Below are 22,181 nucleotides of genomic sequence, written 5' to 3'. Positions count from 1 at the left end.
TCGCATTTCTATTCGTCTACAGAGGCAATATCGCCAAATTTATTGGCATGTTGAGAAGGTAGCACGGAGATACATACCTCATGGCTACCCAATCTCATCAGAATGTAAACCAACTGCCTCTAGTAGCAGTGCAATATTTATCAGGAGATGTCATGTCTGTGAGCTGTTTTGACCGCGAAGATGAAACCTTCATCGTGCTTATTAATCAAGAAGAACAATATTCAATTTGGCCCGAGTGGAAAGCAGTACCTGCAGGTTGGCAAGCCGTAGCTGGCGTTCAGGGCGATAAGGCCCACGTGCAAAACTACATTAACGAGCACTGGACCGATATGCGTCCTGCCTCTTTGCGTCAGTGGATGGCTGAGCAAGCGCAACAAGGTGACGCGTGAGCACGCCAAGCATCAAGCTGCTGTGCCTGCCTTGTGCTGGGGCGAGTGCCTCCATGTACTTACGTTGGAGTCGGCAATTACCTAGCTGGATAAAGTTAGTACCCATTGAGCTTGCAGGGAGAGGCCCAAGGTTAGATGAACCGAAAGTCGAAAACTATCGCGAACAAGTGAATGCGATCCTCCAATGTTATCAGCATGAGATGACCGGTGATTATGCTTTTTTTGGCCATAGCATGGGAGCTTTGCTTGCCTATGGCGTAACACTGCAGTTGCAACAGCGCAATTTACCTTTGCCTAAGACCTTGATGCTATCGGCGTGTCCTGCGCCACAGTTTATTCATCCCGAGCGCTACCCAGAGCCTAACGATAGGCAAGCGCTCATTACTGAATTGCGAGCGCAGGGAGGAACGCCAGACATGTTATTTGATAATGCTGATTTATTGCAGATGACGCTTGAGGTGCTGGCCGCTGACTATCGCGCATTGCGCTCGTTTACGCCACCGATCCCTTCGCAAATAACCGTGCCGGTAACCACTTTTTATGGTCACGATGACTTAATCAGTGTAAGCGAAGTACTGGCCTGGCAGCAACACGCCCGTCATCCATTATCGCAACAAGGTTTCGCTGGTGGGCATTTTTATATTCACAGTGCCCAAGCCTCAGTGTTGTCCGCGCTTGAGCAAACATTGAGTCGCAACAATGCATCAGCGGCTTCTTTGGTCAGTTGTTGAGAGTAAAACCAAGCGCTGCACTTGAGGACTTGGGTTATCACACAGCATTAAACACTTGGTGACATTAATTGTTTAGTCGGTTCGCTTTTTAATCTTGTCTCTAGTCGCGAGCCCATTTAGAAAAATTGAGGTAGAGCTGCAATATGCAACACAAGCCATTACAACTAAACCCGTATCTCACGGGCGAGACGCCCCACAGCATGGTTGAGCGTTTACAACACCTTGCCCAGATCCAAGCGGATAAAACCGCGCTGGTGGTCGTTAGTGACAAAGAAGGTGTGCTGGATGAGCGCTCATTTACCTATGGTGAATTAGATATACAGATTAAAAGACTTGCGGCCGAGCTGCAGCTACAGTGTCGTCAAGGTGATCGCGTGCTGTTGATGCTAGATAACAATGAGCACTATGTTATCAGCTTCTTCGCATGCCTTTATGCAGGTCTTATCGCGGTCCCTTTATTTGTTCCCGAATCTTCACGTTCTCAGCATATTCAGCGCGTTGTTGGGATTGCGTTAAATTGTCAAGCAACCGCTATTTTAGCGCATTCTGCAGATCATCAGTTAGTTGAACTAGCCAAACAAGAAATGAGCAACAGCGGTCTGAATGCTGCAAGTTTAATGTTTGTTGACCAGTTAAATTATCAAGAGAATACCTACTGGCAAGCGCATACGCCACAACCACAAGAGTTGGCATTTCTACAATATACCTCAGGCTCAACGGCAGCACCAAAGGGCGTTATGGTGAGTCACGGTAATTTGATTGCAAATGAAATTGCCATTAGCGAAGGGAGTGGGGTGATAGCTGACGAGGTTGTGGTGTCTTGGTTGCCTCTGTACCACGATATGGGATTAATGGCTGGCTTGATTTTGCCTTTATTCAATGGCTCAAAATGTGTCTTGATGTCGCCTCGCTACTTCCTTGAAAAACCAATTCGCTGGCTTGAAGCAATTGCTAGACACCGAGGTACGTCAAGCGGTGGTCCAGATTTTGGTTATCGCTTGTGTGTTGAAAGGATAAGACCAAGCGCAATGGCGAATTTGGATCTGTCTTCTTGGCAAGTGGCCTTTAGTGGCGCAGAGCCTGTAAGGGTTGATACGCTTGATAGCTTTTTTGCACAAGCCACGCCTGCAGGTTTTAATCCTCAAGCCATATACCCTTGTTATGGATTGGCTGAAGCAACCTTATTTGTTACTGGCCCAAAAAGACAATCTGGCCTAATGGTACAGTCACTTTCTGCTGCCTCACTTGCACAAGGTATCGCACAACAAGCTGAGCACGGCGTAAAACAGGTAGCCTGTGGCGTACCTGCTTCACATCATAGTATACGGATCACTGACAGCACGACCAAGGCGGCATTGCCGGCAGGACATGTGGGTGAAATTTGGGTATCGGGGCCGAGTATTGCTCAGGGCTATTGGCAAAACCCAGCTGCAACGGCTGACACCTTTGTAGAACATGAGCAAGCGCGCTGGCTTCGCACCGGGGACTTAGGAGTGTGGCAAGATAATCAACTATACATTGTTGGCCGCATCAAGGATTTGATCATTTCTCATGGTCGCAATATCTATCCTCAGGATATTGAAAAAATTATCGAAGCTGAATTTGAGTTCGCCCGTAAAGGTCGGATCGCGGTATTTGCAGCCACGGATAACCATAGTGAAGGCGTTGGCGTGGCCCTAGAAATTGCGCGCAAGGTTCAGCGCCAAGTGAGTCCGCAGTTGTTGGTTAATCGCTTAAAGGAAATCGTTGCAGAATATTGTGATGAGTCCGTCACAGGCGTTTTGATGATGCAACCTGCAAGCTTGCCAAAAACGTCCAGTGGCAAATTGCAGCGTAGCGCCTGCAAGCAAATGTGGACGCAAGCCGCTGAACTGAGTGCTGCTGCGGAACTGTCAGAAGATAATGCTGATAAGGCTTATGCGATTTATGCACATAATCAGCTGGTGCGTGGTCAAACACTGGCAGATACTTTGGCCCCAGCACCTTTATCAGAACACGAGCAAGCACTGGCCAATATCTGGCAAGCCGTACTCAACCGTAAGAGTGACTTTAGTCGCGACGCACACTTTCTAGCAGAAGGCGGTAATTCGTTAAAAGCGGTGCAGTTAATTCACGCCATTGAGCAGCACTGGCAAGTGAAGTTTGATCCTACAGAAATATTTCATTGTTTGCGCTTAGGCGAGCAAGCCGATGCTATTTTGGCCGCGTCACAACGTCAACAGCTGGTGGCTAAAGAAGCTTCCGACGTGTCATCAATCAATTCCATTATTGCCAATGAGTATGGAGTTGAGCAGGCCGTTCCAATGTCTCATGCGCAAGCGAGACTATGGTTTTTATGGCAACTAGAGCCCCATAGCAGTGCTTACAATATTGGTGCGCGCATCAACCTACACTCAGATATAGACGCTACGCGCTTGCAAAACGCATTAAATACTCTGGTGGCTGAACACCAAGCGCTGCGCACACGCTTTGATACCGATGAACTCGGTACGGCAATCCAAGTGGTTGCGAAAACGGGTCATTGGCCGCTGCAACAATTTGACTTAAGTAATGTTGAAGCACCGCAGCAAGCTTCGGCATTGGCTGAATTGGTTGCCACAGTGAGTCAATACGCATTTGATTTAACTAAAGGGGATGTCGTCAACGCGGCGCTAATTAATCTCGGTGAGCAAGGCTATCAGTTGATCCTAGTGATGCATCACATCGTTTCCGATGGCGTATCGATGCAAATATTACTAGACCAACTTGCACATATTTATTTGGGAACCTTGAGCGCGAGTAAAGTGCGAGAGGACGCAATCACCTATCAAGATTTTTCTTTGTGGCAGCGCTCATATCTCACCTCCGATGCAGCGCAAGCACAATTAGCGTGGTGGCAAGCACAGCTCGCCTGCGATGAGCAACCTATTTTGCAGTTATGCACGGATTTCCCTCGAGTCAATAAAGCGCACTCTCCTGAAAGTAACAAGCAACTGTTAGGTGCAAATCACAGTGTCGTCTTACCGGCTCAACTGGTTAAGCAACTTCGTCGCCAAGCGGCCAAACAAAACGCCAGCTTGTTTATGGTGATGTTAGCCAGTTTTCATGCGTTGCTTTATCGTCATACTGGGCAACATGATATTCGAGTGGGGATACCAGTTGCGAACCGCCATTTGCCTCAACTCCAAGAGTTAGTTGGCTTTTTTGTAAATACCCAAGTGATCCCTGCGAAGTTTTCGGGTCAGGTTTGTTTGCAAGATATTGTGGCGCAAGTCAAAACTGCAGTCTTGGGCGCACAAGCAAATCAAGATGTTCCTTTTGAGTATCTAGTCGAAGCACTAGCGCCGGAACGTAGCGTCGATACGCATCCGCTTTTCCAGGTAATGTTTAGCCATACGGAGCATGATACTCGTGCATGGCAGCCGTTGGTCGCAACGGATACTAACTTATCAGCTCGGGCTTGGCAGCCGCTAGAAGTGGCGCCGCAATTTGACTTAACGCTCGAAACTTACGAGCTGGAAGAGGATCAAGTAGCGCTAGAGTTTGTTTATCCCAGAGCACTATTTTTGCCGCAAACGATAGCGCGTATGGCTGAGCAATATGTTGCTCTACTACATGCCCAGCTTGAGTCTGGCGCAACGCCACTTGCGCAGCTATGTGTGCAAACTACGGCAGAGCAAGCGTGGTTGACTCAGGTTGCCAAAGGGCCTGCGGTTGCAACGGATGACTCCATCATTTATCAACTGTTTGAGCAGCAAGTGAAGCGCACGCCAGATGCGCCCGCGCTTATCTTCAACCAACAAACCGTAAGTTATGACGCATTAAATCAACGAGCCAACCAGCTCGCGCACTATTTAAAAAGTCGAGGTATTGGGCCGGAAGATTGCGTTGGTATGGCACTTGAGCGCGGTATTGAGATGTATGTCACCCTATTTGCGATTTGGAAAGCGGGAGCCGCCTATGTGCCACTCGATCCGACGTACCCGGAGGACAGGCTTGTTCATATGGTGAAGGATAGCGGGGTGAAGTTGGTGCTGACGAATGCTGCGCTCGTGGCGCATATTCCAAACGCTGAAAACGACATCCCTGTGCTTGCATACGAGCATATAGCGCTTGGCGACTTTGCAACGACTAACCCTACGATTGCATCACACTCCCAGCACTTGGCTTATGTTATTTACACCTCAGGTTCGACCGGGTTGCCCAAAGGGGTTGCCGTTACGCATGGCCCATTGTCCATGCATATTCAAAATATGGTTGACGTATACGGAGTGGATAGCGAGCACACGGAGCTGCAGTTCTTTTCGATTAACTTTGATGCCGCAGGTGAGCAGTGGATGACGCCACTGATCAAAGGAGGGGCGTTAGTGCTGGCGACTAAAGCGCAACTCAATGTGGAGGCCGTCAGTGAATTAATAAACGTGCATAAGGTGACGGCACTGCATCTACCGCCCGCCTATTTGCGCCTTTTGACGCCGCATTTACACGACTGTAAACAAATTCGCACCTGTATTGTCGGCGGTGAAGAATTTAGCCGCACAGATTATCAAGACGCTCATCGGGCGTTTTCCGCGCCTCGGATTGTCAACGCCTATGGGCCAACTGAAACCATTATTACACCAACGGCATGGATCAGTTTGCCGGGTGAGCTACATGAGGTTAGCACTGTACCAATTGGCAAGCCGATTGGTGCGCGTGAGGCCTATATTTTAGACGCCGATCTGAATCCTGTACCACAAGGAGCAAGCGGTGAACTTTACGTGGGTGGTCGAGGTGTTGCTCGTGGTTATTTGGGGCGTCCAGCCCTGACCGCAGAGCGCTTTGTTGCCAATCCATTCAGTAGCGATGGCGAAGTCTTATATCGAACGGGAGACTTGGTTCGTTGGAATCAACACGATGAACTGGAATATTTAGGGCGTATCGATCATCAAGTCAAAATTCGTGGTTTCCGAATAGAGCTTGGTGAAGTTGAAGCGCAATTAATGGCACTCCCACATATTAAAGAAGCGGTTGTATTGGCCAAAGATGGGGATGGTCAACATGGTCATTCAGGGACACATTTAGTGGCTTATGTTGGCGCTAAGGCGAATGGCCAAGGCGTATTACCAAGCGCGCAAACACTGAAGCAAAGTTTACTGCAAAAACTACCAGACTACATGGTTCCGAGCTGTATCACCGTATTGGCAAACTTGCCAGTGACGGCCAATGGCAAAATTGACCGTCATCATTTACCCGAACCTCAGTGGGGGAGTGGTGAAAGCCATCAAGTACCAACAGGCGGCTTAGCAAAGAAAGTCGCTGCGATTTGGGCGGAAGTGCTAGGTCTAGATGCGAAACAAATTGGCCTGCATGACAACTTCTTTGACTTGGGCGGTCACTCCCTATTGTTTGGTCAAATTCAGCAACGTCTTGAAGCCGAATTTAGCTGTAAATTGACCATGTTAGAACTGTTTCATATGACAACCGTAAGTGCCATGGCCACTTACTTTGAACAACGTACACCTGAAGGCGCTGCAAATGCACAGCAAGCAGTTGCCAAAGAGATGAAAAAAGCATCGGCGCGCGGTCAACGCCAGCGCCAAGCCTTCTTGAAAAAAACACGCACTAAAGTGGAAAGCTAAGCATGACTACAGAAACTTATTCAAGCACAGATATTGCCATTGTCGGCCTAGCAGGTCGTTTCCCAGGAGCTGAGAACGTAGATGCCCTGTGGGAAAACCTAAAAAACGGGGTGGAATCAATCAAAACCTTCACAGAGGCAGAATTACGTGAACTTGGGGTGCCGGAAGCGACTATTGCTGACCCCAACTTTGTCCCTCGGTGTGCATTGTTGCCTGATCAAGACAAGTTTGACGCGTCATTTTTTGGCTATTCACCGCGTGAAGCCGAAGAGCTTGACCCACAGCAACGTCTCTTTTTAGAAACTGCTTGGCAGGCGCTGGAAAATGCTGGCTACGATGGTGACAAGTGTGACTTTCCAATAGGTGTCTATGGCGGCTGTGGCGTAAACACTTATCTAATCTCTAATTTGATGCAAAGTGGCCGTTTTAGCGATCTTGGTAATATCTCGCAGCTACAAGCGCTGATGAACGGCAATAACAAAGATGCCATGACCATGACGTTGGCCTACAAACTAAACCTAAAGGGTCCGGCAGTAACGGTACAAACAGCGTGCTCAACCTCTTTGGCTGCAGTCCACATGGCGATACGTTCATTATTGAATTATGAGTCAGATATGACCTTGGCTGGCGGCTCGTGGTTGAACTTTTTGCATCAGGGCGGTTATGTATATCAACCTGGCGCAATTTTGTCTCCAGATGGTCACTGTCGTCCGTTTGACGCAGATTCTCAAGGGACGGTAATTGGTTCTGGCTCTGGTGTCGTGGTGCTCAAACGCCTTGAAGATGCGATGGCTGATGGCGATACCATTTATGCCGTGATCAAAGGCTCTGCAATGAATAATGACGGTAATACTAAAGCAGGTTACACCGCACCTAGTGTGGATGGGCAGGCTGAAGTTATCGCCGCGGCACTGGAAATGGCTGACACCCCAGCAGAGAGCATTGGTTACGTTGAAGCGCATGGTACCGGCACGGTGATTGGGGACCCCATTGAAATTGCTGCGCTCACCCGCGCCTACCGAATGGATACTGAGCAAACGCAATATTGTGCTGTAGGCTCGGTAAAATCGAATGTTGGTCACCTAGATGCAGCCGCAGGGGTTACCGGGCTAATTAAGGCCGCGCTGACAGTGAAGCACGGAAAAATCCCGCCGAGTTTGCACTACAAGCAAGCTAACCCAGAAATTGACTTTGCCAATAGCCCGTTTTATGTCGCGGATAAGCTGACGCCTTGGTCAAATGAAACAGGCCCACGCCGTGCTGGGGTGAGTTCATTCGGTATTGGTGGCACCAATGTGCATGTGGTCCTTGAGGAGCCACCTGTTCAACGTGCGACGCAGTCGCAGCGCAACTGGCAAATCTTACCGCTGTCAGGCCATACCAAAACTGCACTGGCCAGTCGCCGCGAGCAGTTAGCAACTTGGTTTAAGCAAGCAAGCACTCAGCCTTTGTGGCAAGACAGTGCTTACACTTTGCAAGTCGGTAGGAAAGGCCTAACCCATCGTGCCGTCGTGGTGGCGCAAAATAATGAGCAAGCGATTGCAGCACTGGCTGACGACACCAGCACATTAAGAGCGCAAGGGCAGTTAACAGTTTCGGGTGACAGACCCGTTACCTTTATGTTCCCAGGGCAAGGTTCGCAGCATATCAATATGGCCCGCGCACTGTATGAGTCAGAAAGTGTGTTTAGAGATGCATTTGACCGCTGCCGAGAGGGTCTGATAGCGCACGTTGGGCAAGATATTAAAGACCTTATTTTTGTTGATGAAGCGGACGTTGAGCACGGTGCGGCACAACTAAAACAAACCTCAGTCACTCAGCCGGTATTATTTGCTGTGGAATATGCATTGGCGCAGCAATGGTTGGCGTGGGGAGTGAAGCCCAGCGCTATGATTGGCCACAGTATCGGCGAATACGTCGCCGCGTGTATTGCGGGGGTGTTTAGTTTAGAGGATGCATTATATCTAGTCGCCAAGCGGGGCGAATTTATTCAGGCGCAAGCACCGGGCTGTATGTTATCGGTGGCGCTCTCAGAAGCCGCTTTAGCTCCTTATCTTGATACCGACAATCTTGAGCATAAAGTTGAGCTGGCAGCGGTGAATAGCCCTGAAAACTGTGTTGTATCGGGCTCAGAGCAAGCGATAGCGGCACTATCAAATAGGCTCACAGAGCAAGGAGTCGTAGTACAGCCTTTACATGTTTCCCATGCATTCCATTCGTCCTTGGTGAGTGATGCAGGTGAGCAACTGGCTAAGTTGATTGCCCAGGTTCAGCGCAATGCCCCAAGCATTCCATTTGTATCGAATGTAACAGGCACTTGGATAACCGATCAACAAGCGACCGACCCTCAATATTGGGCGCAGCATTTAGCACAAGCGGTGCGCTTTAACCAAGGTCTGCGCACTATCGTCAATCTTGACAATCCAGCGTCAGAAAATGGCTTAGAGCAAACTGTGCTACTCGAAGTGGGACCAAGTAATACGCTAAGTCAACTTGCCGGACGGGATGCAGAAGTAAAAGCGCAAACGAGCATTGTCACTTCGCTACCACACCCAAGAAAAGCGCAAGAGACAGAGCAACACTTTGCCTTAGCCTTGGGTCGTTTATGGATTGAGGGCGTAGAGATTGATTGGGATGCCTTGTATGAGCAGACGCCTCATCGCGTCGCCTTACCTGTTTACCCGTTTGAGCGAAAACGTTTTTGGATTGAAGCCGATGCAAATATTGTGGCGCAAAACAACCATAACGCCTTAGCACCAAAGCCGATTGAACAGTGGTGTTACATCCCTTCGTATAAGCGCTCGGTTCCTGATTTAACTCAGCCCGTTGAACTGGGTTGTACTTTGCTATTTGAAACACAGCATAAGGCCTGCGATCTGCTCCTTGATAAGCTGCACACGCAGAGCGATAAGCTAATTCGGGTCAAATTAGGGCAAGCATTTCAGCAAGAATCGGATAATGAGTTTGTGATCCGCGCGGCTCAGTTGAGCGACTATCAGCAACTTATTGCAAGCGTGAATCAAATTCACGGTCCTGTATCGCATATATTCCATTTGTGGAGCTTGCCGACCAGCGAGCCTGCTGATTTAAACCAAACTCAACAACAGGGCATGATGAGTTTAATCGCACTTGCTCAAGCACTTGAATCGCAACAGTTAGGTCAGCCGGTTAATTTGAGCGTAGTGAGCCAAGGGTTGGCCGATGTGTCGGGTAATGATGAGATTTCACCCGCTCAGTCGATGTTACTTGGCCCATGTAAAGTCATCCCGCAGGAGTTCCCACACATTCAATGTCAATTGGTTGATTTTGGTGCACAACTTTACGGTGACTGGGTAGATTGGTTGTTGTCAGAGCAGCATGGCGAAGCGGGCGAGGTGGTTGCTTATCGGTCTTATCATCGTTGGCTGATGGGCTTTGAAGCAACGGCCAAACCTAAGCAAAATGAAGCGATTTATCGCCAAGGTGGGGTGTACTTAATTACCGGCGGTTTAGGTGGCGTTGGTTTGGTAATGGCTGAGCATTTGGCGGAGCACTACCAGGCTAAATTAGTGTTGCTTGGTCGCAGCACGCCTTCAGAGGCACAACAGCAAAAATTAGCACAATTGCAATCTTTTGGTGCGCAGGTACTGGTTAAACAAGCGGATGTGGCGGACTTTGAACAAATGGCAGAGGTTGTCGCACAAGCACATCAGCAGTTTGGGCAGATCAATGGGGTGATCCACGCCGCTGGGAGTGGTGCAACGTCCTTAATTAGTTCGACGGATGCAGCGTTTGTCGAGCAGATGTTTGCTGCCAAAGTTGTGGGTACGCAACATTTGTTGGCTTTATTTAACGAGCAGTCACTGGACTTTATGGTGTTGTGCTCATCGCTTGCTAGCATTGCAGGTGGTTTATCTAAGGCCGCCTACGCTTCAGCTAATGCCTATCTAGATGGCATCGCACAACAATACGCACAGCGATTGGTGCAAACGGGCGGTTATCCAATACTGGCTGTTAACTGGGACAGTTGGCGAGAGGTCGGCATGGCTGGTGATATGGATATGCCTGACGGAGTTGGCATCGCGCCTCAGCAAGGGATTGAAGTTATGGAGCGCATACTCAGCGCACCAATATTGCCGCAAGTTGCGGTTTCAACGCTCGACCTTCCTGCACGATTAGAAGCCACCAAAGGTAACCTGTTAGATGCAGAATTGACTATGGCAGATGCGGCACCTCGCAGTGGTGGCTATGAGCGTCCTGAGTTATCAACGCCATATGTTGCGCCAGAAGATGATTTACAAGTTGGTATTGCGCAAGTCTGGAGCGCCATGTTGGGGATAGAGCAAATAGGCATTCACGATAATTTGTTTGAGCTGGGCGGTGACTCCTTAATGGGGGTACAAATCATGTCGCAACTAAGCAATAAATTTGAAGTGACCTTGTCACCAGCGTCCTTTTTTAAAGATCCAACCATTTTGGGGCTTGCTCGAGTAATAGAAGCCATTCTAATACAAGAGCTACAGCAAGAGCTGGCTGAAGAGCTGGCTGAGGGAGCGAAATAAGTATGTCGATCAATGCACTATTGGCAGCGCGCAAAGGCAATATGACACTGGCGCAGAAAAAAGCCATGCTTAAACAGCTCGAGGATAAACAGCCAGTTCAGTCGAGTGCGCCAGTAATTAAAAAACTTGGCAAACTTCAAGCGCCGTTATCGGCGGCACAGCAAAGGCTGTGGTTTGAGTGGTTGATCAACCCTGAAAATACCGCATACCACCTTGGTGGGGGGATGTGTTTAAGTGGCCATCTAGACAAAGGCGCGCTGCGTGCAAGCTTAGAACACTTAGCCGAGCGCCATGCTGGGTTGCGTACTCAGTTTGTTGAAGGGGAAGGCGCCAAACCTGCGCAAGTGGTTTTGCCGACACTGAGCTTACCGCTGGAATCGGTAGAGCAACATGAATTAGTCGCTGAAGTTGCAGCACTGCAAGCACATGATACAGAGCTGAGTCGCGAACAAGCGCAGGAACAGGTTTATAAAGCAAGGTTAGCGCGCTTCGCTGCAACGCCCTTTGATTTACGGACAGGTCCTTTGATGCGAATGCAGTGGTTGCAGTTTGCTCCAGAGCAGCATGTACTCTTAGTCGTGATGCACCACATAATTAGTGATGCGTGGTCGAAGAGTTTGATTATTAAAGACTTCGTTGAAATTTATCAAAAAGCGAGTCTCGCTCAACCCATCACCCATGACGTGAACCGGTTAGATTATACTGACTTTGCTCAGTGGCAAAATGATTGGCTTAACAGTGATGCTGAGCAAGTGCAGCAGCAGTGGCAATTTTGGCAGCAACAACTCACAGGTTCCTTGCCTGTGGTTGAACTCGGTGTGACAAACTCAGCGAATAACGTACCTAAGGCAGAGCAACTCGTTACTCAGTTACCCGCGCAATTGGCAGCACAAGTCACACAATTTGCGCGTGAACAAGGGGTCTCGCTATTCGTCGTGTTATTGACTGCGTATCAAGCTTTGCTGCATAGATACACAAACGAAGATGAGCTGCTGACGGCGGTTCCGGTGGCAAATCGGAACCAGTTTGCTACCCATAGTGTGGTTGGCTTTTTTGTTAATATACAGCTGATGCGCTTGCCTGTTGCTGGTGAATTAACGCTGCAGCAGCTATTGCGCAACTGTGCCAAACAGTCATTAGCAATCCAAGCGCAACAAGACATCCCCATAGACTCACTGATGAAGCGCTTTCAACCTAACTTGCAGGGCGCAACGCCTTATCAAGTGATGTTCAATCATCTCAAAGATAGCAGCAGTGGTTTAGCACAATTGCACGGTGTCTCGTTGACCAATTACTTTAGCTTGACTCAGGGCGTAATGTGCGACCTTGCGTTAGATACAACCGAGCTAAGTGATGGTGGCGTGCAATTACAATGGCGTGTTGATAGTAGTAAACTTTCAGCGGCTTGGATCTCCACATTTGATGAGCAATATCAGTCGCTCCTGCGCACCTTTTGCCAAGCTCCAGAGACTCAAATTCGCGATCTTTCACTGAACAGTGCCGAACGGAAAGCGGCTTTAGCGGCGCTTGAATCCGGCGGTAAAACTTCAGCAAGCTTGCTTAGCGTACCTCAAGCATTTGCGCTTCAGGCACAGAAAACCCCAGACGCGATTGCGTTAAGGTTTGCGGGCGAGTCTGTCACCTATGCTGAATTACAGCAACGGGTAAATCAATTAGCACAGTATTTGGTGGCGCAAAATATCAGCCGTGAGTCGAAAGTGGCATTGCTATTTGAGCGCAGCATTGAGATGGTGGTGGCGATGCTGGCTACGCTTCAAGCTGGCGCGGCTTACGTACCAATCGAGCCTCAACTGCCCGAGGCTCGCTTACACTATATTATTGAGCAAAGCGCCTGTGCATGTATCTTGAGTCATGCTCCAGTAAAAGCGCAGCTGGCAGAGAATATCTGCGCTCAAGTAACATGGCTTGAGCACTTAGAGTTAAGCGCTTATCCAACCACAGCACCCAATGTGACAATCCATTTAGATAACTTAGCCTATGTGATTTATACCTCAGGCTCGACGGGCAAGCCCAAAGGGGTTGCATGTGTACATCGCGGCGTCGCAAATCGTTTGGCTTGGGGGCAAGCTCGCTATCAGCTTCAAGGCAGTGATAGGGTGTTGCAAAAAACGCCATTTGGTTTTGATGTTTCTATTTGGGAGTTTTTCTGGCCATTAACGCAAGGTGCAAGCCTAGTATTAGCAGCGCCAGAACAACACAAAGAACCGACACAAATTCGGCAACTTATTGAAACAGAAGCGGTGACGGTTTGTCACTTTGTTCCCTCCATGTTGCAAGCATTTATGACGGGGATAAGCAGCTCACGCGAAGCGCTGGGCGGAAAAACCTTATGTCCAAGTTTACGCCAAGTATTTACGAGCGGTGAAATGCTTACCTTGCAAACCCAACAGCAATTTTTTAGCTACTTTGAACAAACGGCACTGCACAATCTTTATGGACCGACAGAAACGGCGATAGAGGTGACAAGCTGGCAGTGTCACCAGCAAGATGACGTTATTCCAATTGGTAAACCTATCTCTGGCGTACAAGCTTATGTATTGGATGGTGCGCTCAATCAAGTGCCGATAGGGGTGGCAGGAGAGTTATATCTCGCCGGTGAGTGCTTGGCGCGCGGTTACTTATCTAGACCGGATCTCAGTGCTGATCGTTTTGTCGCGAATCCATTTGCCGATAGTAACAGCCAAGGCGCTAGAATGTATCGCACTGGCGACAAGGTAGTTTGGAATGATGAAGGTCAACTTGAGTTTTTAGGCCGCTTAGATCAGCAAGTGAAGATCCGTGGTTTGCGGATTGAATTGGGCGAAATAGAGAGCCAACTAAGGCAATTAGCCAATGTAGTTGATGCTGCGGTGTTAGTGAAAAGTAGCGTTGGTGGCGAGCAATTAGTGGCATACCTGGTGCTAGCAAATGGCGCTGAGCTTGAGCCTGATACGCTTAACTCGCAACTTACTACTCAGTTGCCGCAATATATGATCCCTAGTGTGTTTGTGCAGCTTGAAAAATTGCCGCTCACCGTGAATGGCAAGCTAGATCGTAAAGCTTTACCTGAGCCATCGTTACAACAATTTTCAACGTTTGCGGCACCACAAGGTGAAATCGAAAGTGGGCTGGCCAAGATATGGCAGCAGGTGCTGCAACTTGAAAAAGTCGGACGTGACGACAACTTTTTTGCACTTGGCGGACATTCTTTACTTGCGGTGGAAACCCTGAGCCAAATCCAAGCACAATTTGGTGTAGACATTGCGGTGCGCGATGCTTTTGCTAATCCAATACTAAAAGACTTAGCTGCAATTATTTCAGCACAAACAAATCCAGAGCAAGAAGATGCCTTGCTCGACTTAGAAGCATTTATGGAGAACCTATAATGAGCAGTGAGGTCATCCAACGCATTGCTGAGCGCTTTCATCAGTTACCTCAAGAAAAACGTCAGCTGGTCTATCAAAAGGTGCAAGCCGATGGGCTGAACATGCGTCAGTTTCCCGTTTTACCTTTTCATCACTCAGCTGAGGCTGCTGAGCTGTCTTATGCACAGCAACGTCAATGGTTTTTATGGCATTTAGACCCAGACAGTGCAGCGTATCACATCACTGGGGGATTACAGCTTGAAGGTGAGGTAAACCTGAGTGCATTGACACGTGCTTTTCAGCTATTAATTGCTCGTCACAGTTCGCTTCGCACGCAATTTGTACAAGTTGATGCTGAGGTAAAGCAGCAGGTGCTACCAATCGAGATTGCCAATGATTTTCAGGTAGAGGTAGGAGCGGGTGATAACATTGATGCGGTGCGTCAGCAATGGTTAATCACACCGTTTAATCTAACCCAAGGCAACTTAATCCGCGTGGGATTACTCACGCTTGCGCCAAATCAATATCAACTGGTGGTGGTACTACATCATATTATTGCTGATGGTGGTTCATTACAGATTTTAGTGGGAGAATTTGCCGCGCTGTATAGCCAATTGCTTAGCGCTGAAATTGCACCGGGAGATTTATCGAGTCAGTTGGCCCAATCAGCGTTACCGGCACTGAATATTGCTTATGGTGATTATGCTAAATGGCAAAAAGACTGGATGACGGCCGGTGAGCTTGAGCGCCAGTTAGCGTATTGGCAGCAAAAGCTCGGTGACGAACAGCCTGTGTTACAACTAAAGGTGGATAATGGTTTAGCTCAACACTCAGAGCACGGCAATGCTCGCGGTGCCTCACACGCTTGGCAATTACCACAGAGCTTAACGCAGCAGCTAGGTACTTTTGCCACCAGCCATCAGGTTTCTCATTACATGGTATTGCTGACGGCATTTCAGGTATTGCTACAGCGCTATACCGGGATGGAGCAGATCCGTGTCGGTACGCCAATCGCGAATCGACAACGGGCTGAAGTCGCCAATTTGGTCGGCTTATTCGTCAACACCCAAGTGCAGGATAACCGCTTTGACAGCCGCACTTCATTGCAACAGGTTTTAGCACAGGTAAAGGCTTCCACACTTGGAGCACAAGAATATCAAGATTTACCTTTTGAGCAATTAGTTGAAGCCTTGCAACCTGAGCGAAGTAGTGAGGTGCATCCGTTATTTCAGATATTGTTTAACTATCAGTTTGGTGATTTAAGCCAGTTACAACAGTTGCCAGGGCTCAAAGTGGGTGAATTGCCTGCAACCACAGGAGAAGTGCAGTTTGAGTTGGTATTAGATGCTCATGAAAACCGAGCGGGCGCTTGCTTTTTAACTTTTACTTACGATCAAAAGGCCATCTCCACGCAACGCATTGTTCGCATGAGTCAGCACTTTGAGCGGGTGCTTGCTGCCTTGCTCACTGAGCCGACTATGGCCCTTGGTGACATTAACTTGCTAGACGATAGTGAAACGCAGCAATGGCAGCGTTGGGGGTTAAATCCACAACTAGAAGACACCACCCCAGTGCAGCAAAAGTTTAGCCGTTTGGCTGACACCCAGCCAGATGCAGTGGCAGCGGTATTTGCAGATTTAACCTTGAGCTATAAACAACTGGATGAACGTTCAAATCAGCTTGCGCAGCACCTTCAAAGCCTAAATATTGGTCGCGAAGATAGAGTCGGTGTGGCGCTACAGCGCAGTATGGATACGGTAGTGACGTTATTAGGCGTGTTAAAAACTGGCGCAGCCTTTGTGCCTATGGACCAAGATTATCCGCCAGAGCGACTGGCTTACATCGCAGAAAATAGTCAACTCACAGCCATTATAACTCACCCTGACGCACAGTCGAAATTAACCGAGGTGCTGAAAGATACGCAGATCACACACCATTTGGCTTCTTTGCCTGTCGTCAACTTAGCACAATTGCCTTGGCAAACGTTGTCAGCCCAGCCGCTTGACGTGGCTATTCATCCCGAGCAATTGGCTTATATGATTTATACTTCGGGCTCAACGGGTCGCCCGAAGGGGGCTGCGATCAGCCATCGTGCACTGAGTAACTGCATGGCATGGATGGCAAGACAATATTCTCCACAACCTGAGGAAGCGGTATTGCACAAAGCCGCTTTTGGGTTTGATGTGTCTTGCTGGGAGATTTTCTTCCCTCTGAGTGAAGGGATGTCGGTGGTGGTTGCAAAACCTGGTGACCAACGCGATCCGCTCGAACTGAAGCGACTTATCCAACAACAAAGCGTTGCAATAACCTCATTTCCTCCTGCTTTATTACAGGCCTTTATCGAGCTACCTGATGTGGCCGAATGCACCTCGCTGCGGCATATCATGTGTGGTGGTGAAGCCGTGCCTGCTGAATTATTCCGTGACACATACAAGGCACTGCCTGATGTTGTGATGAACAACTTGTATGGGCCAACAGAAACCACAATTCATGTAACCCACTGGCCTTTTATTAACGACAATAGAAGCTTAGCGCCTATTGGCCAAGGTATTTCACAAACCCATACCTATATTTTAGATGCCAGTTTAAACCCCGTGCCAGAGGGCGTTACTGGAGAGTTATACATAGGAGGCATCCAGCTGGCCAGAGGGTATTTTGCCCGACCAGATTTAACCGCCGAACGTTTTGTTGCAGACAGCGTGTTAGGTAATGGCCAAAGGATGTACCGCACTGGTGATTTGGCGCGCTGGAATCAAAACGGTGAGATTGAATACCTAGGTCGTAGCGATGATCAAGTACAGATCAGAGGGTTTAGAATAGAGCTGGGTGAAATTGCTGAGCAGTTAAGACGCTTACCTCAAGTGCGCGAAGCCAAAGTATTAGTGAAACACTTGGCGACCGGCGATAAATTGGTCGCTTATGTTACCGGTAATATTCAAGATGAGCAGCAATTAGCTCAAGCACTTGGTGAAAATGTACCGGATTATATGGTGCCCAATGCGTTTGTGGTGTTAGATAAAATGCCACTGACAGCCAATGGTAAAGTTGATAGCAAAGCTTTGCCTGAGCCACAATGGGCCAAAGCGCAGGAATACAGCGCACCGATAGGTGAGGCTGAAACCATGACTGCACACCTATGGGCAGATTTACTCGGCCTTGAGCGAGTGGGCAGGGATGACAACTTCTTTTCGTTAGGTGGCCACTCACTGTTGGCGATTAAGCTGGTGGAGCGTGCACGCCAAGCTGGTTGGCAAGCACAAGTGAAAACCTTATTTAGTCAGCCAGTGCTCAAACACTTCGCGGCTGCCCTTACGCCATACCGCCAAGATGCAGCACCAGAAACCGCATGGTCAGGGATTGCGACGGATACCGCTGTTATCACCAGTGAAATGCTGCCATTGGTCAGGCTGGATAATGATCAGATAGCTAAAGTCGTCGAGCAAGTAGATGGGGGCGTACAAAATGTCCAAGATATTTATCCGCTGGCGCCGCTGCAGTCGGGAATTTTATTCCACCATACTTTGCAAGAAAAAGGCGACGCTTACATTACGCCTAACCTATTACGTTTTGAAAGCCGCGCGCAGCTAAGTGCATTTGTTGATGCGCTTAACCTTGTTATTGCCCGCCATGATATTCTGCGTACAGCCATTTTTTGGCAGGGTTTGCCAGAGCCTGTGCAAGTCGTGCAGCGTCAGGCCAAAGTAGAAATCAAGTGGTTAGATTGTGCCTGTGACGCGCCACTAGCTGTTGATGAGGCAGGCTTAACGGCAGCAGCAAGACGCTTAAATGAGGCCGTAGATCCAACTCACTTTAGGCTAAACACACAGTGTGCGCCTTTAATTGCCGCCATTGCTATTGCCGAAGTGCAAGACGAGACCTGCTGGTTGCAATTGCCGAGTCATCATTTAGTGATGGATCACACTAGCTTAGAAGTACTCGTTGAAGAAGTGCAGATGATTTTAGCGGGTAATGCAGCGCTACTGCCAGAGCCTGTACCATTTAGACGTTTTGTGGCGCTAGCGCAGCAAAATCCAGAGGCCGAAGCGGAGCAAAATACCTTCTTTAGTGAATTATTAGGGGACATAGAAACGCCAACTGCGCCATTTGGATTGTTAGATATTAAGGGGACAGGTGAGGACATTCTAACCCACGAAACTGCCGTACCTGAGACACTGGCCGCCCAAGTGCGCCACCTTGCCATAAAGCAAAACACCAGTGCTGCTGCGGTATTCCACCTAGCTTGGGCGATGGTGCTACAAAAGCTGACCGGACTAAATGATCCGGTATTTGGCACGGTGATGTTTGGCCGCTCACAAGGTGGAGAAGGCGCCGATAGGGCTGTTGGCATGTTTATCAATACATTGCCGATCCGTTTTCGATTGCGCCAAGCAGATCTTAAATCAGGATTGCAACAAGCGCAGCAACTGTTAACTGCGCTTATTAGCCATGAAAGTGCGAGCTTATCCAAAGCACAATCTTGCAGCAGCGTAGCGAAAGGAACGCCGTTGTTTTCGACGCTGTTGAATTATCGTTATAGCCCAAATGCGCACAAACATGGTGATTCGAAAAAGCTCTATGTTACCGATGATGGCTGGCAAGTGTTTGGCGGTGAGGAACGCACCAATTACCCTATTGGAGTTTCTATTGACGATGCTGGAGATGGCTTTAACATCGTAGCGCAAACACTACCGAGTGTTGAACCTGCGCAGTTGTGTGGCTATTTACTGAATGCTTTGACTCAGCTTGTCGCAGAGCCGGAACTAAAGCCGCTAGGTGATTGGCAAGCGTTGACTGACAATGCGTGGCAAACTCAGCGCTTGTGGAGTGAAAACCCCATCAAAGAGAACACCCAGCAAGCGGTCTACCGCTTATTTGAAGCACAGGTGAAAAAACAGCCTGACGCTATCGCCGTGACATTTAAAAACAATCATGTGAGTTACGCTGAGCTTAACCAACAAGCAAACCAGCTGGCGCATTATCTACAATCACAAGGTGTGGGTATAGAAAGCCGAGTCGCTGTGGGCATGTGGCGTAGTGTTGAAACCGTGATAAGTCTGTTGGCAATCATGAAAGTGGGGGCCTCGTACGTACCACTAGATTTAGATTATCCAGCAGAGCGTCTGCAATATATTGTGGCGTCAAGTGGCGTACAGTGGCTATTGACTCATGCTGAAGGGGTAGATGCACTGCCGCCATTCCCTGAGCAGATCATGCAGTGTGTATGGCAACAGATAGACTTAGCGCCATACAGCCAAGATAATCTCATTGTCGATGCTCACCCTGAGCAGCTAGCTTATGTGATTTATACCTCCGGCTCGACGGGACGACCGAAAGGCGTGGCTATTAGTCACCGCTCACTGGTTAGCTGTATGCAGTGGATGCAGCGCGAGTATCAACTTACACGGGAAGATGCGGTGTTACATAAGGCGCCGTTTGGCTTTGATGTCTCTTGTTGGGAGCTATTTTTCCCACTGAGTCAAGGCGGCCGCATTGTGGTATCTGAACCCGGAGATCATAAAGATCCAGACAAGCTAATTGCACTTATCAAGGCGCAACAAGTTACAACCGCAAGCTTTGTACCTACGATGCTACAAGCCTTTATTGAGCAAACAAACCCCAGTGAAGAGAACTATTTACGTAACATTATGGTAGGAGGAGAGGCTGCGCCACCGGAACTTCGTCAACGCATGTTCGCCGCGTTGCCAGATGCCAAGGTACATAATTTATATGGACCAACAGAAACCACAATTCATGTGACCAACTGGGAGTTTACGCAAGCGCCACGAACCACAATTCCAATCGGTCGTGCTATCTCAAACACCAGCTGTTATGTACTCGATGAATACTTGACGCCAGTTCCTCAAGGGGTAGTAGGTGAGCTCTATTTAGGCGGAGTAGGGTTGAGCCGAGGTTATCTTAACCGTCCTGACTTAACCGCAGAGCGATTTATTGCCGATCCGATATCTGCATCAGGTGGTCGCCTTTACCGTACCGGTGATTTGGTGCGTTGGAATAAAGAAGGGCTGATTGAATACATGGGTCGACTCGACCACCAAGTTAAGATCCGAGGCCTGCGTATTGAGCTTGAAGAAATTGAAGCTCAGCTTGCAAGTATTAGCGGTATTCAAAAAGCTGTTGTATTGGCAAAGCCTTCGCCGTCAGGCGACCGTTTAGTTGGCTATGTGCAGTCTCAACAAGTACAGTCAAGTGATGAGCTAAAAAGCATCTTAGCCAAAGTCTTACCCGACTATATGGTGCCAAACAGCATTATGAGTCTTGAACGCTTACCACTTAGCCCGAATGGTAAAATTGACCGCGACGCTTTACCGGAACCGGTTTGGCAAGATAGCGGAGAGTTTGTTGCGCCAATAAACGATATGGAGCAAAGTGTGGCGCAAGTCTGGTCTGAGGTTTTAGGTATCAATAATATCAGTCGTTTTGCTAATTTCTTTACGCTTGGCGGCGATTCTATCGCGTGTCTAAAAGTGGTGTCATTGATGCGCCAACGTGGTTTTGAAATGGCGGTAAAACACATGTTTGAAACTGCGGATCTGAGCCAGTTAGCCTTGCAGTTAACTGAGTTGCAAGGCACTACAGGCTCCGGAAATACACTTTGTAGCGAGCCTATTATCGCACTGAATCAAAAATCAGCCGCTGCAAGTGCGCTATTTTGCTTACATGATGGTTTTGGTAAAGTGTTGGACTACACCACTTTGGCAAGGCATCTCGATGGCAAGCGCACAGTGTACGGGCTGACCTATCAGCCTGATCCCTTAACTGGGCAAGCTGCTGATTTATCTGCGCTGGTGGCATCACATCTGAGCGAAATTCGTAAAGTGCAAGCTCATGGACCTTACCGTTTATGTGGTTGGTCTTTAGGTGGCGTATTGGCGCACGCTATTGCCGCTGAATTAGAACAACAAGGTGAGCAAGTAGAGCAGCTGCTTTTACTTGACCCTTACTCGCCACCTCATGCAAGTGCACAGCGCTCAACACTGGCAGAGCAAATAGGCCCACTGATGCAGCTACAAACCTTCTTTAGCTTATTACTGAGCGAAGAAAGTGGGTTTGCCTTGATGCAAGACGTTGAAATACAAAGTACGCTGGCTGAATGCTCTGCTCAACAGCTGATATCAAGTGATGACATTCAAAGGTTGATGAAACAAGTGTTTGAGCACCCAAGGACGGAGTTTATGACGGGTTACGGACAGTTAACGGCTCAAGACTTATACCATTTATATCTGGCCTTCCAGCCGTTATTCTTGGCTGCTGTCAATATTGAGACGCTACCTGTTTACACCGGTAAGGCCGAACTGTTTTGGATGAAAGGTCGAGAGCAAGCGCATAAAGCATGGTGGTACGAATGGTTGAATAGCCAAAGTGTTTCGTCTCACGACTTGGATGTTGGGCATTTCGCGGTGGTTAAAGAGCGCACCGTATTAGAACGTGTCTAGCGAAGTTTAAAGTTAAAGTATAAAGCGGCTATAAGTCGCTTTATTTTTATCTTTAGGTTTGTCTTTGGAAATAATACCAATTGAATTAATTCTTCAATCAA

6 protein-coding genes are annotated in these 22,181 nt (G+C 48.5%); all 6 read left to right on the top strand.

The window, feature by feature from the left end:
* The first annotated feature begins 80 nt into the window (after positions 1-80).
* Complete coding sequence (locus CWC29_RS12690; RefSeq protein ID WP_438270139.1) at positions 81-389, top strand: MbtH family protein; 309 nt, start codon at positions 81-83, stop codon at positions 387-389.
* Positions 386-1,120: a thioesterase II family protein gene (locus CWC29_RS12685; RefSeq protein WP_138524573.1), complete on the top strand. Its 735-nt coding sequence runs from the start codon at positions 386-388 to the stop codon at positions 1,118-1,120. Before CWC29_RS12690 ends, CWC29_RS12685 begins: the two co-directional genes overlap by 4 nt.
* 143 nt (positions 1,121-1,263) lie before the next feature.
* Positions 1,264-6,720 carry a non-ribosomal peptide synthetase gene (locus CWC29_RS12680; protein WP_138524571.1) on the top strand — a complete coding sequence of 1,819 codons (5,457 nt, stop codon included), beginning with the start codon at positions 1,264-1,266 and terminating at the stop codon, positions 6,718-6,720.
* Positions 6,721-6,722: 2 nt separating this feature from the next.
* Positions 6,723-11,261, top strand: a complete 4,539-nt coding sequence (locus CWC29_RS12675; protein WP_138524569.1) for a type I polyketide synthase — start codon at positions 6,723-6,725, stop codon at positions 11,259-11,261.
* A 2-nt stretch (positions 11,262-11,263) separates the two neighbouring features.
* Entirely contained in the window at positions 11,264-14,647 is a 3,384-nt protein-coding gene (locus tag CWC29_RS12670) for a non-ribosomal peptide synthetase (protein ID WP_138524567.1), read from the top strand.
* Entirely contained in the window at positions 14,647-22,080 is a 7,434-nt protein-coding gene (locus tag CWC29_RS12665) for a non-ribosomal peptide synthetase (RefSeq protein ID WP_138524565.1), read from the top strand. Before CWC29_RS12670 ends, CWC29_RS12665 begins: the two co-directional genes overlap by 1 nt.
* The last annotated feature ends 101 nt before the right edge of the window (positions 22,081-22,181 follow it).

The sequence above is a fragment of the Pseudoalteromonas galatheae genome, from assembly GCF_005886105.2.
GTDB lineage: Bacteria > Pseudomonadota > Gammaproteobacteria > Enterobacterales > Alteromonadaceae > Pseudoalteromonas > Pseudoalteromonas galatheae.
The sequence above is the reverse complement of the archived record's forward strand: the minus strand, read 5'-3'. Positions and strand labels throughout refer to the sequence as shown.